This is a genomic window from Nocardia sp. bgisy134 (assembly GCF_965341865.1).
GTDB lineage: Bacteria > Actinomycetota > Actinomycetes > Mycobacteriales > Mycobacteriaceae > Nocardia.
Genome location: NZ_CBDQZP010000003.1, coordinates 85,667 through 98,673, shown reverse-complemented (window position 1 = coordinate 98,673; position 13,007 = coordinate 85,667). Strand labels below are relative to the sequence as shown.

14 protein-coding genes and 1 pseudogene are annotated in these 13,007 nt (G+C 67.9%); 8 read left to right on the top strand and 7 right to left on the bottom strand.

Annotated elements, in window-relative coordinates:
- Window positions 1–25 precede the first annotated feature (25 nt).
- Window positions 26–484 (bottom strand): hypothetical protein, encoded by a 459-nt coding sequence (locus tag ACRWNM_RS07095; RefSeq protein WP_431964723.1) that lies wholly within the window; start codon window positions 482–484, stop codon window positions 26–28.
- A gap of 187 nt (window positions 485–671) precedes the next feature.
- Here ACRWNM_RS07095 and ACRWNM_RS07090 point away from each other — a divergent pair, with 187 nt between their 5' ends.
- Window positions 672–2,060: a cystathionine beta-synthase gene (locus ACRWNM_RS07090; protein WP_431964721.1), complete on the top strand. Its 1,389-nt coding sequence runs from the start codon at window positions 672–674 to the stop codon at window positions 2,058–2,060.
- 412 nt (window positions 2,061–2,472) lie between these two features.
- A complete protein-coding gene (locus tag ACRWNM_RS07085; protein ID WP_431964719.1) occupies window positions 2,473–3,585 on the top strand; it encodes a mechanosensitive ion channel family protein in 1,113 nt (370 codons plus the stop codon).
- A 52-nt stretch (window positions 3,586–3,637) separates the two neighbouring features.
- Here the strand turns inward: ACRWNM_RS07085 and ACRWNM_RS07080 are convergent, their stop codons facing one another.
- Complete coding sequence (locus ACRWNM_RS07080; RefSeq protein ID WP_431964717.1) at window positions 3,638–4,009, bottom strand: DUF6401 family natural product biosynthesis protein; 372 nt, start codon at window positions 4,007–4,009, stop codon at window positions 3,638–3,640.
- 99 nt (window positions 4,010–4,108) lie between these two features.
- Window positions 4,109–5,287 carry an acyl-CoA dehydrogenase family protein gene (locus ACRWNM_RS07075; protein WP_431964715.1) on the bottom strand — a complete coding sequence of 393 codons (1,179 nt, stop codon included), beginning with the start codon at window positions 5,285–5,287 and terminating at the stop codon, window positions 4,109–4,111.
- Window positions 5,288–5,440: 153 nt separating this feature from the next.
- Here ACRWNM_RS07075 and ACRWNM_RS07070 point away from each other — a divergent pair, with 153 nt between their 5' ends.
- Window positions 5,441–6,586 (top strand): cystathionine gamma-synthase, encoded by a 1,146-nt coding sequence (locus ACRWNM_RS07070; RefSeq protein WP_431964713.1) that lies wholly within the window; start codon window positions 5,441–5,443, stop codon window positions 6,584–6,586.
- A 143-nt stretch (window positions 6,587–6,729) separates the two neighbouring features.
- Here the strand turns inward: ACRWNM_RS07070 and greA are convergent, their stop codons facing one another.
- Together greA and ACRWNM_RS07060 are read right to left on the bottom strand one after the other, a co-directional pair.
- Window positions 6,730–7,227, bottom strand: coding sequence for a transcription elongation factor GreA (gene greA, locus ACRWNM_RS07065; RefSeq protein ID WP_355001973.1), 498 nt, complete (start codon window positions 7,225–7,227; stop codon window positions 6,730–6,732).
- Between the two features lie 392 nt (window positions 7,228–7,619).
- Window positions 7,620–8,084, bottom strand: a complete 465-nt coding sequence (locus tag ACRWNM_RS07060) for a DUF4307 domain-containing protein (protein WP_431964710.1) — start codon at window positions 8,082–8,084, stop codon at window positions 7,620–7,622.
- Between the two features lie 118 nt (window positions 8,085–8,202).
- Here ACRWNM_RS07060 and mca point away from each other — a divergent pair, with 118 nt between their 5' ends.
- From mca to ACRWNM_RS07045, 3 genes are all read left to right on the top strand, one after another.
- Window positions 8,203–9,069, top strand: coding sequence for a mycothiol conjugate amidase Mca (gene mca, locus ACRWNM_RS07055; protein WP_431965377.1), 867 nt, complete (start codon window positions 8,203–8,205; stop codon window positions 9,067–9,069).
- The gene (locus tag ACRWNM_RS07050; protein WP_431965375.1) at window positions 9,069–9,344 is read left to right on the top strand and encodes a hypothetical protein; all 276 of its coding nucleotides are present in this window, start codon (window positions 9,069–9,071) and stop codon (window positions 9,342–9,344) included. The genes mca and ACRWNM_RS07050 overlap by 1 nt, the downstream gene beginning before the upstream one ends.
- Window positions 9,345–9,707: 363 nt before the next feature.
- Complete coding sequence (locus tag ACRWNM_RS07045; RefSeq protein ID WP_431964708.1) at window positions 9,708–10,271, top strand: TIGR03086 family metal-binding protein; 564 nt, start codon at window positions 9,708–9,710, stop codon at window positions 10,269–10,271.
- A gap of 54 nt (window positions 10,272–10,325) precedes the next feature.
- On the opposite strand, the gene ACRWNM_RS07040 is transcribed toward ACRWNM_RS07045, so the two are convergent.
- Window positions 10,326–10,889, bottom strand: coding sequence for a GyrI-like domain-containing protein (locus ACRWNM_RS07040; RefSeq protein WP_431964706.1), 564 nt, complete (start codon window positions 10,887–10,889; stop codon window positions 10,326–10,328).
- 276 nt (window positions 10,890–11,165) lie between these two features.
- Window positions 11,166–11,855, bottom strand: coding sequence for an esterase/lipase family protein (locus ACRWNM_RS07035; protein ID WP_431964704.1), 690 nt, complete (start codon window positions 11,853–11,855; stop codon window positions 11,166–11,168).
- Window positions 11,856–12,057: 202 nt separating this feature from the next.
- Between ACRWNM_RS07035 and ACRWNM_RS07030 the strand changes: the two are divergent.
- Window positions 12,058–12,156: pseudogene (locus tag ACRWNM_RS07030) on the top strand (recombinase family protein); the annotation flags it as partial.
- Between the two features lie 198 nt (window positions 12,157–12,354).
- On the top strand, window positions 12,355–12,777 hold the full coding sequence (locus tag ACRWNM_RS07025; protein WP_431964702.1) for a hypothetical protein: 423 nt from the start codon (window positions 12,355–12,357) through the stop codon (window positions 12,775–12,777).
- Window positions 12,778–13,007: the final 230 nt, after the last annotated feature.

The window sequence follows — 13,007 nt, the reverse complement described above, 5'->3', positions numbered from 1 at the left end:
GAGCGAATCCCGAGGAACGGAACCGTCAGGCGACGTCGAAGGTGCCGCGCGCGGGAATGCTCAGTGCGTCGGTGGTGACGGTGACCTCGATGCGGCCCGGCCCGGTGTCCTGGAACAGCGCGTACTGGATGCTGCCGTAGATGCCGGTGACCACCGTGTTCTCGTAAACGCCGGTCGCCCCGGTGTTCAGATTGCGCCACGCGACGGTGGTGCGCACCTCGCACAGCGGCGCCAGCGGGTACCGGCCGGGGCCGATGCCCGCGACCGGCAGCGCGCGGACGTTCAGAATGGCGCGGCCCGGCCAATCGGGGCTGGTGTCGGCCCAGGTCTGAATGGTGGTCCAGCAGAGTCCGCCGTGGGCCATGGTCGGCACTTGCGGGAACGACACGGTGCCTGCGTTGGCCTGCGCTCCGGTCCCGATCAGCGCGGCCGTCGCCGTCGCGGCGAGGACGGTGGCGGCGCGAGTGATAGTGGGCTGCCTCATGTTTCCCGATCCTAAGGGCGGCAGGCCCGCTCCGTGGCGTGTCGCCGACCGGACGCTCCGGACGGACGTGCGCGAACTCACAAGGCCGCCCTCGGCGGTGTTCCCAGGTCGCCGCATGGTTACGCCGCCGCTGCCTGCCCCGGGACCGTCGGTCATGTCACAGGGAGCCTTCTGCAACGATAGGGCTATGCGCATCGCGGATCATGTCGTGGACCTCATCGGCAACACGCCCTTGGTCCGGTTGAACAGTGTGGTGGGGCCGACCGACGGACTCGTCGCGGCCAAGATCGAATACCTGAATCCGGGCGGCAGTGCCAAGGACCGGATCGCGGTGAAGATGATCGACGCCGCCGAGAAGGCCGGACTGCTGAAGCCGGGCGGCACCATCGTCGAGCCGACCTCGGGCAACACCGGCGTCGGGCTGGCGCTCGTCGCGCAGCAGCGCGGCTACCAGTGCGTGTTCGTCTGCCCGGACAAGGTCTCCGAGGACAAGCGCAACGTGCTGCGCGCCTACGGCGCCGAAGTGGTCGTCTGCCCGACCGCTGTGCCGCCGGACCACCCGGACAGCTACTACAGCGTCTCCGATCGCCTGGTCCGCGAGATCGAAGGCGCGTGGAAGCCGGACCAGTACTCCAACCCCGGCGGCCCCCAGAGCCACTACGAGACCACCGGCCCGGAGATCTGGCGCGACACCGAAGGCAAGATCACCCACTTCGTCGCGGGCGTCGGCACCGGCGGCACCATCACCGGCACCGGCCGCTACCTGAAGGAAGTGTCGGGCGGCAAGGTCAAGATCATCGGCGCCGACCCCGAGGGGTCGGTGTATTCCGGCGGCACCGGCCGCCCGTACCTGGTGGAGGGCGTCGGCGAGGACTTCTGGCCCTCGGCCTACGACCCGGCCGTGCCGGACGAGATCATCGCGGTCTCCGACGCCGACTCCTTCGACATGACCCGCAGGCTGGCCCGTGAGGAAGGGCTGCTCGTCGGCGGTTCCTGCGGTATGGCCGTGGTCGCCGCCATCGAGGTGGCGCGCCGCGACCCGGACGCGGTCGTCGTGGTGCTGCTGCCGGACGGCGGTCGCGGCTACCTCTCCAAGATCTTCAACGACGAGTGGATGAGCTCCTACGGCTTCCTGCGCAGCCGCCTCGACGGCAGCCCGGAGCCGCTGGTCGGCGACGTGCTGCGCGGCAAGTCCGGCGAGCTGCCCGACCTGGTGCACACCCACCCGTCGGAGACGCTGCGCGACGCCATCGAGATCCTCCGCGAATACGGCGTCTCGCAGATGCCGGTCGTCGGCGCCGAGCCGCCGGTGATGGCGGGCGAGGTGGCGGGCAGCGTCACCGAGCGCGACCTGCTCTCCGCGGTCTTCGAAGGCCGCGCGCAGCTCACCGACTCGGTGGCCGAGCACATGAGCCCGTCGTTCCCGCTGATCGGTTCCGGCGAGCCCATCTCCGCGGCCACCAAGGCGCTGTCGGACACCGACGCGCTGATGGTCGTCGAGGACGGCAAGCCGGTCGGCGTCATCACCCGCCACGACCTGCTCGGCTTCCTGAGCACCGGCCGCATCGGTCACTGACCGCCGCGCAGCTCGTCACTGCAGGTCTTTCGACGCACCGTGCCTGCACGGGCTGCGCGGCGTCGAGAGGCTCTGGTTCGGCTTCGCCGTAGGCCGGTAGGGCCGGCATGTTCGTGGTGAGTGTGCTCTAGATCACATTTCATGCAGGTAGTGCATGAGTGGCGAGCGTCGTCGCGCCGTGTGATGGCAACGGGATCCGGTTCGGCTGGAGGGGTTCTCGGCGCTTCGACCGCGCGGCGGCTTCGTTCCTGATAGGCGTCGAATGGACTTCGGCCCCGAATTAGGGCGCCATGGCGCGAACGGCAAATTCTTCGCAAATAACCGGAGTTCAGTGCCTCGCGGAGGTATAACCGGGCCTGGACATCGCCACGGCAATCGCCCTGGCTTAATCGGATAGCGAAGGGAAGGCGCGGTGTACACCTCCAGTTTGGCTATCGATTTCCAGCAAGGACTTTCGGACGCGTGGAGTTCGATCGCGACGTTCGTGCCCAAGCTCGCCGGTTTCTCGGTCATCCTCCTCATCGGCTGGATCGTTGCCAAGGTGGTGGCGACGATCGTCGGCAAGGTGCTCGAGCGAGTCGGCTTCGACCGGCTCGTCGAGCGCGGCGGGATCAGGCAGATGCTCGAACGCAGCAAATACGACGCCTCGAACCTGATCGCCAAGCTCGCCTACTACGCGATCCTGCTGATCGCGCTGCAACTCGGCTTCGGCGTGTTCGGTCCGAATGCGGTCAGCGACATGCTCGACGGCATCGTCTCCTGGTTGCCGCAGGCCGCGGTCGCGATCATCATCGTGGTCGTCGCGGGCGCGATCGCCCACGCGGTGCGCGAGATGATCACCAGCATGCTCGGCGGCCTGTCCTACGGCGCCGTGCTCGGCAGGGTGGCGGCGGTGTTCGTCTGGGGTGTCGGCATCATCGGGGCGCTGAACCAGATCGGTGTCGCCACCTCGGTGACCATCCCCATCCTGATCGCCGTGCTCGCCACCGTCGGCGGCATCCTGGTGGTCGGCGTCGGCGGCGGCCTGATCCGGCCGATGCAGCGGCGCTGGGACACGTGGCTGCGCAATCTCGAGGCGGAGATGCCCGTGGTCAAAGGCCACGCTGACGCCTACCAGCGCGGCCGCGAGGACGTTTCCCGCGAGCAGCAGTGGGCGCGCAGGCCCGTGCCCGCTCAGCAGTGGGTCCAGGAAGCGGCCATGACGGGTGGACGTTCGCAGAGCGGCTACTCGCAGCAGCGGGCGGGCATGACCCAGGGGCAGAGCGGTAGCTACCCGCAGGGCAGCGGCTACCCGCAGAGCGGCCAGGGCGGCGCCCATGCGCTGGGCGGCCAGGGCGGTGGTTACGCCGAGGGCGCCGGGTATCCCGAGAGCGGTGGTTATCCCGAGGGCGGGCAGCATGGCTATTCGCAGGGCGCCGCCTACCAGCAAGGCGGCTACACGCAGGGCGGAAACTACCCGCAGGGCGGTTACACCCAGGGCGGCGGCGAGTACGCGGAGTACGACGAGCCGCGCGACACGCGGTAGGACCGGTGATCGAAACGTCCGCCTCGGGTGCGTACCCGGGGCGGACGTTCTGTCAGTCCTGTTGCCCTGCGGCGTAGCGGCAGACCCCGGCGAGACGCAGCTGTAGCCAGTCGGCGTTCAGCCAGCCGAGAGCGTTCTCGGGTGCGGCGCTGACGAACGGGACCGTGCCGGAGTCCGCGGGGCAGGGGTGGTCGAGCAACCCTCTGACATATCCGGCGAGCAGCACCGTCGCGGGCACCGAGCTCGCGCCTTCGATGCCCATGTCGAGAATGTCGCGTACGGCGGCCGCGTGCTGATCGAGCGCCGCCGATACCGACGGGAATTCCGCAGCCGCCATGAGTGCCCCGGCCCCGTGCGTCGTGTGCAGGCGGTTCAACATTCTTCGCGCCGATACTTCGAGCAACGCGGGGCCGAGCGAAAACACTCATCCATGCTAGCAATCGGCCAGAATCCATAAAACTGTGATGTTCGACTAATTGCCCGAGCGTATCGCCGAATTTTCCAGCAAATTACTGGCTCTACCTCAGCGGAACGCGTTCGCGTCGGTGAGGGCCTTGCCGAGCACGAGCTGGTGCACCTCCGCGGTGCCCTCGTAGGTGAGCACCGATTCCAGATTGTTGGCGTGCCGCAACACCGGGTAGTCGAGGGTGATGCCGTTGGCGCCGAGGATGGTGCGGCACTCGCGGGCGATGGCGATGGCCTCCCTGGTGCTGTTCAGCTTGCCCGCGCTGATCTGTTCGGCGCTGATCTCGCCGCGATCCTTCAGCCGGCCGAGGTGCACCGCGAGCAGCTGTCCCTTGCCGAGCTCCAGCGCCATGTCGGCGAGCTTGCCCTGGGTGAGCTGATAGGCGGCCAGTGGCTTGTCGAACACCTCGCGGGTCCTGGCGTATTCGATGGTGGCGCTCAGGCAATCGCGGGCAGCGCCGAGCGCGCCGAAGATGATGCCGAAGCGCGCCTCGCTCAGGCAGGCCAGCGGGGAGCTCAGCCCGCGCGATTCCGGCAGCACCGCGTCGGCGGGCAACCGGACGTCGTCGAAATCGAGTTCGGCCGTGATCGATGCCCGCAGCGAGAGCTTGCGGTGCATTTCCCGCGCGGTGAAGCCCGGCGTCCCCGCGGGCACCAGGAAACCGCGCACCACGGGCTTGGCGTCGCCGTCCTCGGCGTAGGCCCACACCACCGCGACATCGGCCACCGAGCCGTTAGTGATCCACATCTTCGACCCGTTGAGCACCCACCCGTCGCCGTCGCGCTTGGCCCTGGTGCGCATTCCGCCGGGATTGGAGCCGAAGTCGGGCTCGGTCAGTCCGAAACAACCCAGCGCGGCGCCCGCGGCCATCTCCGGCAGCCAGCGCTGCTTCTGCTCCTCGGAGCCGAACTTGTGGATCGCGGTCATCGCCAGCGAGCCCTGCACCGACACCATGCTGCGCACGCCCGAATCGACCGCCTCCAGCTCCTGGCAGGCCAGGCCGTAAGCCGTCGCGGACATCCCCGCGCAGCCGTAACCCTCCAAGTGCATGCCGAGCAGACCCAGCTTGCCCAGCTCCGGCGCGATCTCACGGGCCGGGAACGTGCCCGCCTCGAACCAGTCCGCGATGTGCGGGCGCAGCCGCTGCGCGCCGAAGGCCGCGACGGTATCCCTGATCTCCCGCTCCTCCCTGGAGAGCAGCGCATCGATCGCGAACAGTTCCTCGACAGTCACCATGCATTCAGCGTAAGTTGCGCCGCCGAAGGAAGTCCGCCGGATGGAAGCGGCCACGGCCGCACGCCCGCGGATCGGCCGGGACCGGGGCTGAGACGGGCGTCACGACGCGCCCCGGCCGGATAGCCCGAAAATGGCTCCCTCTACAGTGTCCCCATGAGTGAGCTGGGATTCTCCACACGCGCCGTGCATGCCGGATTCGATCCCGACCCCCAGACCGGCGCGGTCAACGTGCCTATCTACGCGAGCTCGACCTTCGCCCAGGACGGCGTCGGTGGTCTGCGCGGCGGCTACGAGTACGGGCGCACCGGCAACCCGACGCGGACCGCCCTCGAAGCGAATCTGGCTGCGCTCGAATCCGGCCGCTACGGACGGGCTTTCGCCTCCGGTATGGCCGCCACCGACTGCGCGCTGCGCGCCACGCTGCGCCCCGGCGATCACATCGTCATCCCGGACGACGCCTACGGCGGCACCTTCCGGCTGATCGACAAGGTGTTCAGCCAGTGGGGCATCGAGCATTCGCCCGCGCACGTGTTCAACACCGACGAGATGCGCGCCGCGATCCGCCCGAACACCAAGCTGATCTGGGTCGAGACCCCGACCAACCCGCTGCTCAGCATCGGCGACATCCCCGCGCTCGCCGACATCGCGCACGCCGCGGGCGCGAAGTTGGTGGTGGACAACACCTTCGCCACCCCGTACCTGCAGCAGCCGCTGCTGCTCGGCGCCGACATCGTGGTGCACTCGACCACCAAGTACCTGGGCGGACACTCCGACGTGGTGGGTGGCGCGCTGATCACCGACGACGCGGAGCTGGACGCGGCGTTCGCCTTCCTACAGAACGGCGCGGGCGCGGTGCCGGGCCCGTTCGACGCGTTCCTCACCATGCGCGGCACCAAGACGCTGGCGGTGCGCATGGAGCGCCACTGCGACAACGCGGAGACCCTCGCCGACTTCCTCAGCAAGCATCCGGCCATCTCCCAGGTCATCTACCCCGGCCTGCCCGAGCACCCCGGACATGTGGTGGCCGACAAGCAGATGCGCCGGTTCGGCGGCATGATCTCGGTGCGCCTGCACGGCGGCAAGGAAGCCGCGCACGACTTCTGCGCGCGGACCGAGATCTTCACCCTCGCCGAATCGCTGGGCGGCGTCGAATCGCTGATCGAGCACCCCGGCGCCATGACACACGCGTCCACCGAGGGGTCGCTGCTGGAGGTGCCCGCCGATCTGGTGCGGCTCTCGGTGGGCATCGAGGACATCAGCGACCTGCTGGCCGACGTCGAGCAGGCGCTCGCGAAATAAGGACAGAGACAGGAATGGATACGACGAAGCGGCCGCACTCGGGATCGAGTGCGGCCGCTCGCGTATCGGTCGGGTTTTCTCGGCCCGGATCCGGTCGGCGACCGGATCGGCGCCCGCGCGCAGACGAGGGGCGCGCGGCGGGATCAGCTGTGGTACGGCTCGGCGCTGACCAGCGTCACCTTCATGGTGTTGCCGTTCGGCAGCGTGTATTCGCGGGTCTCGCCGACCTTCGCGTCGATGAGCGCGCCGCCGAGCGGGGAGTTCGGCGAGTACGTCTCCAGGTTGGAGTTGCCGCGCAGACCCTCTTCGCGGGTGGCGATGAGGAAGGTCTCGGTGTCGGACTCGTCGCCGTCGTAGTAGACCTTCACGACCGAGCCCGGCAGCGCGACGCCGGACTTGGTCGGCGCGACGCCGACCTTGGCGGTGTTCAGCAACTCCTGGAGCTGGCGGATGCGAGCCTCCTGCTGGCCCTGCTCCTCACGCGCGGCGTGGTATCCGCCGTTCTCCTTGAGGTCGCCCTCTTCCCGACGTTCGTTGATCTCCGCGGCGATGACCGGACGGTTGGCGATGAGCGCGTCGAGTTCGCCCTTGAGCCTGTCGTGCGACTCCTGGGTCAGCCAGGTCACGTTCGTCTCAGTCATCTCGATCACTCCCTAGTAGTTGTTCCCGGCGGGCCGGGATTCCCTGAGCACTGCCGCATTACCCACCTGGCGGAGGGCATGCACCAGCCGACGGCTAGAGCGATCCTGGGGGGTGGTTCTACGAACCCCGACAGGCCCGGTTCCGGGCAAACCCGAAAACCCGGAACGCGCAGCGCTGGCCGCCAATGCAGCAAACACGGCTCCGGGGTGCGGAACCGTGTATCACGCCATTTTAGCATGAATCACAAACATGCAGGTCGGAGTTGATTTTGTCGGCGTCGGGCCGTCGATTCACCCCGCGAGGCGCCGATCTGAGCGGGCGATCGCCCCGCCCGTAGGCGTTGAGTCACCCCGTCCGGCGATACTGAACTACCCCGTGCGGCGGTGCTGAATCACCCCGCCCGGAGGTATTCGGGAACCTTGTCGCTGCACCCGTAGACGTTGCCCGCGGCGGGTCGGGCGGACGAGCGGACCCTGGTGGTGAGTTCGATCGTTCCGCTCGTCGACGGGCCGATCAGCACCTCGCGGCGGCCTACCTCGGCCCCGTCGCGGTCCATCGCGCGCACGAAGCAGACCACCGGCTCACCGGGCTCGTCGCGGGTGACCTTCAACCGGATGGTCATGGTGGACTCGTCGACGATCGTGTAGCCGAGCTGCTCGGCGTCGATGTCCTCCGGACCGAACTTCTGGAACCCGAGGTAAGCGACGCCAAATCCGGCGGCCACCACCACTACGCCGAGCGCGACGGCCAGCTTGCGCCGTGGCGTCCGCGGTGTCGTCCCGTAGCGGTCGGCGTGTCGCCGCGCCTGCTCGGCGGCCGAGTCGCCGCTGCGCTCGGGCGTGGGATCGCTCGTCACTGCTCGCTCCCGGGGGGTACGTCGGAACAAAAGTCGGTCGAATGGAACTATAGGGAACGAAGACCCGACACCCGCGACCGAGAGCGATGGTGAACGAGACGTGAGTGGCCTTCGCCTCATGGCGGTGCACGCCCACCCAGACGACGAATCCAGCAAGGGTGCCGCGTCGACCGCCCGATACGCCGACGAGGGCCATGAGGTCCTCGTCGTGACGTTGACCGGCGGCGAACGCGGCAGCATCCTCAACCCCGCGATGGACACACCCGGGGTGCTGGAGCGCATCGATGAGATCCGGCGCGAGGAGATGGCGGCCGCGGCGCGTGCGCTCGGCGTGCGGCAGACCTGGCTGGGTTTCGTCGACTCCGGCCTGCCCGAGGGCGACCCGCTGCCCCCGCTGCCGGAGGGCTGCTTCGCGCTGGTGCCGCTGGAGGAGGCGACCGAGGCGCTGGTGCGCGTGGTTCGCGAGTTCCGGCCGCACGTGATCACCACCTACGACGAGACCGGCGGCTATCCGCACCCCGACCACATCCGCTGCCACCAGGTGTCGGTGGCCGCGTTCGAGGCGGCGGGCGATCCGGAGCGCTTCCCCGACGCGGGCGAGCCGTGGACCCCGCTCAAGCTCTACTACGACCACGGCTTCAGCATGAAGCGGCTGGAACTGTTCGCCGCCGAGTACGAGCGGATCGGCGAGCCCTTCCCGCTGCAGGAGTGGCTGGATCGCATCCGCGCCTACGCGGTGGAGCGCGGCGACGTGATGTCCAGGGTGACCACGCAGATCGAATGCGGCAAGTACTTCCCGCAGCGTGACGACGCGCTGCGCGCGCACGCCACCCAGATCGACCCGAACGGCGCCTTCTTCGCGATCCCGCTGGAGATGCAGCAGCGGCTGTGGCCGACCGAGGAGTTCGAGCTGGCCAAGACCCGGGTCCGCACCGCCATCCCGGAGACCGACCTGTTCGCGGGCATCGAGGACGCGACCCGGTGATGTTGGTACTGCTCGCGCAAACCCCGGGGACGCCGACCGGCCCCGAATTCGGCAAGGCCTCGCCGCTGGGCCTGGCCGTCATCCTGCTGCTGCTCGCAGGCACCTTCCTGCTGGTCCGCTCGATGAACCGGCACCTGAAGAACCTGCCGCCGACCTTCGAGCCGGAGCATCCGGAACCGGATCAGGAAGCCGACGAGGGGACCGATCACGGCGCCGTGCACCGTCCCGACGGACCCGACGACGCCGGCGCCGAGGGGCGACCGCAAACCAGCTGAGCCCAGCGCGATCGTCGGCGCGGTAGCGCGAATTCGCCCGCCGAGCCGGGATTTCCGGGCTCGGGAAAATGCGTTGTCGAGTGGGCTGACGCCCGATCGGGTGCCGAGTTCGTCACAGATCGCGCGAGAACAGGTTTCCGAACCGCGGTTCCGGCAATCGCTACGTCGATATTCAGTTCTGTTGTCGCACAACGCTTTTGCTGAGGTAGGCGAGCTACGGCGCGGTTGCTGATTCGCGACATTCGGCGGGGCGCAATCGTTTTCGCCGCCGTTCGGGCTGGACGCATCGCTTCGTGCGTCGGCCGACGCCTGTCACCCGGTCGTGCTATCAATGCTCCAACTCCGCTCGACCGAAGGATGCCCATGGACACTCTCATCGGCCAGATCGACCGCGCTCTCGACATGACCGGCGCAATCGTCGCCGCAGTCGACGACGACCTGCTCGCCGCGCCGACGCCGTGCAGCGACTGGGATGTGCGGGCCGTGCTGAACCACACGGTGGGTGGCATGCACACCTTCGCGGCCGCGCTGAGTGGGAACGATCCGCGCGGCGCGCGCGGCGACGACTGGCTGGGCGGGGACCCGCAGGGCGCCTACGCGGCCGCGGCCGAAGTGGATCGCGCCGCCTGGCGCAGACCCGACGTGCCGACGGCGACGGTGCAGATCGGCCTCGGCCCCATGCCAGGCCCGGCCGCCGCGATGATCCACCTCACCGAGGTGGTGGTGCACGGCGTCGACATCGCCCTGGCGCTCGACCGGCCCGACCTGGCCGACGACGCGCTGTGTGCCGAGCTGCTCGCGACCATGCGGAGCATGGGCGGCATCGATATCTTCCGCACACCGGGGATCTACGAGGCCGAGGTGCCGATTCCGGACGACGCCCCGCCGCACCGCAAACTGCTGGCCTACACCGGCCGTAAGTGGTGAATCCGGCGCGCGGTCGATAGGCCGCGGGCCGGACGATAACGGCGGCGCGGTCGATCAGCTCGGCCGCCGAACCGGCTGGCGAAGAATCGTCCTGGTCTTGCTGTCCGGGCTCTTGCTCGGATCGGTCAGATAGATCTCGTGGTGGCGTCCGTGGGCGGTGAGTCCTTCGGCCGCCATGAACGCCTCCATCCGCGCCAGCGTCTCCGGCTCCGTCGCGTACGGCCCGGCGTGCAGCGCCTGCACCGACTCGCCCTCGACCAGGCGCTCGAACCGCACGGGCCCCTCGCCGATCATCCCCGCGGTGACCACGTCCGGCATGCGGATCATCATGGTCCAGTGCCACTGCTCGCGCGGTACCGAGAGCGGCGGTTCGTCCGACTCGACCCACCACAGACCCTCGAGCTTCGGCACCACGAAATCCCGCCCGTCCGCCTTCGCGGCTTTCTTGGCGCGGTAGGCGGCCTGATAGAGCAGCTTGACGGCGTCGGTGTACGCCGGGCCGGTGGGCGCGCCGGAGCCGGTGATCATGGCGTAGTCGTAGCCGTCGAACGCGCGTAAGACCGGGTCGGCCGGTGCGGTGTAGTACTGCTTGTCGCTCTTGGCCAGATCGAGTTTCACGATGTCTCCTCCTGTCGGACTCGGATCGAGCCTCCGGTCTCCAGTGGCGGGAGAGTCAAGCGAAACGGGTTTCCGGCCGCCGATGGTCGGGCCTTACCGGCGACTACGTCGAATGTCAGAGCAGGCCGATGCCGCCGAAGGCAGTGCAGTCGACGGCATCGGGCTTTCAGCGGTGCGTGATGACCTCGTCATCGGCATGCCCGGGAACATGCTGTTCATCAGCTCCGGAGCATGGCGACGATCTGGTCCACCACTCCGTCGGCAGGATTCAGCCGACTACTTCACGAAGTCGCGCACGCCCTCGAAAACCGTCGACGAGGACAGCAGCGTGAGATGTCCGGGGCACAGCGTCTGGGTGTTGGTGGCACCGCTGAGAATGGTGCTCTGATCGGGGTTGATGATCTCGTCGCACGGTGACCACCAGGTGCCGTAGTTCACCTGGCCGGGGGTTTCGTCGCCGCTGTTGAGTTCGGCCAGGAAGGCTGAGCCGGGCCGCATCTCCACACAGGAGGCGTCGGCGCATCCGTTGGCGACCTCGGTGCCGTGGTTGGGGCCGCCGATGGAGACCCAGTCGTCGACGAAACCCAGGCCGTCGAGGTTCTTCAGGTACCAGCGACTGTTGAGACCGCCCATCGAGTGGGTGATGATGTCGACCTTGGCCGCACCGGTTTTCGCGCGTAGCGCATCGACCTGCGCTTTCACCTCCAGTGCGATGTCCTTGTTCGACTGTGAGCTGTCGTAGCTGAATCGTGCCATCTCCCCCGGGGAGTACCCGGCGCCCAGGAATCGGCCCCACATGTAATCCCAGTTCCACGCCCCTCCCTGCCATCCGTGGACGAAAAGGATCGGATCCCGTGCCGGCGCCGCGGTGGCCTGTGGCGTGGCTATGCCGAGTGCAGCGGTGGCCGTCGCGACCAGGGTGATCGCGGCCATCCCGAGGCGGCGCATGGTCGATGTGATGTGCATGTGTGTTGACTCCGATCTGCTCGCTTCATTGCGGGCAGACAGAAAACTAGCGTCGCAAGTTTAATCTCGCGCACTGTGAAACTTGACTATTTCAACTTGCCGCCGGATCAGGGGGATCTCTCGCGGCATTCCGTGCGGAGATCGCGGGCGAAGCTGCGCCGTGCCGCCGTGCTGACAGCAGGGGGCAAGTGTCGCGCTCGGCCCCGGGGATACCCTCGTCGTGCCGTCGCTGGACCGCCTCGGCCGCTCGCCGCAGGACCTGATCTCGATCGTGGCCGGACTCCGCAAGCGCCGGCCATGACCGCCGAACAGATCCGCCAAGCCCGCGCCATCCTGACTCGACCGGAGGAGACCGTCTCCTCGGGCGCCCGGCTCGGCTGGTCTCCCGCAGCATCGTGTCCAAGTACCTGCCCGAGCTCGGAAAAGAACGCTCCTACAGCACAATTGGGGCGACACCGGTCCGTCCAGCCATATGATCAACTTCTGATACATTTGCCCCGTGAACGGCCCGGTACCGGAGAAACAACCTGATGTCGGGCCGTCTTCGCGTCGCCGGTTTGTCGCGTTAGCGGTCTGCCTGGTGCTGGCAGTGGCTGGTGCTCTGGTTTTCGCCGATACCCTGATGCACGATACCGAGCAGCTGCAGCGCTTCGAGCAGCCTGCCGATGTCCGTTACGCCGACGGGTCGACCCACTACATCGGCCTGATCGAGGTTCGCAGTGCGCTGTTCCACCGGCGGCTGCCGTACGAGATCTACGCCGGTCGTTACCCGAACATGGGATACGGCCACTTCGTGGACGTCCCGAGCGACCATCGACTCGTCATCAGCGTCGTCGACTGGCAACCTGAAGGCGTGCGTGTGCATTTCGATTCCGCCCCCGCATTGTTCATCCCCACAGAGAATTTCACCTTCGGTCGCTGACGCAGTATGGCGGCTCGCCGTTCGTGATCGAACTTCATTCTGGGCCGATCCAGTCGAGAACTTTCGCGGCCACCGTTCGTCGCGTCGTGGTACTTGCCCAAGTCCACTGGGATCTCCTCCATCCCGGCCGCTCGACGCGCCGGTCCCTCAGCGGCGAACACTACAGTGCCGGGGACGGCCCGCTCCACCATCCACCGCATCGTCATCGACAGCACCGCCCCACGAACCTG

Coding starts and splice junctions, on each gene's coding strand:
- ACRWNM_RS07075 (WP_431964715.1), bottom strand. CDS start 5,287: ATGGTGACTGTCGAGGAACTGTTCGCGATCGATGCGCTGCTCTCCAGG.
- greA (WP_355001973.1), bottom strand. CDS start 7,227: ATGACTGAGACGAACGTGACCTGGCTGACCCAGGAGTCGCACGACAGG.
- ACRWNM_RS07035 (WP_431964704.1), bottom strand. CDS start 11,855: ATGCACATCACATCGACCATGCGCCGCCTCGGGATGGCCGCGATCACC.
- ACRWNM_RS07090 (WP_431964721.1), top strand. CDS start 672: ATGCGCATCGCGGATCATGTCGTGGACCTCATCGGCAACACGCCCTTG.
- ACRWNM_RS07070 (WP_431964713.1), top strand. CDS start 5,441: ATGAGTGAGCTGGGATTCTCCACACGCGCCGTGCATGCCGGATTCGAT.
- ACRWNM_RS07095 (WP_431964723.1), bottom strand. CDS start 484: ATGAGGCAGCCCACTATCACTCGCGCCGCCACCGTCCTCGCCGCGACG.
- ACRWNM_RS07045 (WP_431964708.1), top strand. CDS start 9,708: ATGGACACTCTCATCGGCCAGATCGACCGCGCTCTCGACATGACCGGC.
- ACRWNM_RS07050 (WP_431965375.1), top strand. CDS start 9,069: ATGTTGGTACTGCTCGCGCAAACCCCGGGGACGCCGACCGGCCCCGAA.
- mca (WP_431965377.1), top strand. CDS start 8,203: ATGGCGGTGCACGCCCACCCAGACGACGAATCCAGCAAGGGTGCCGCG.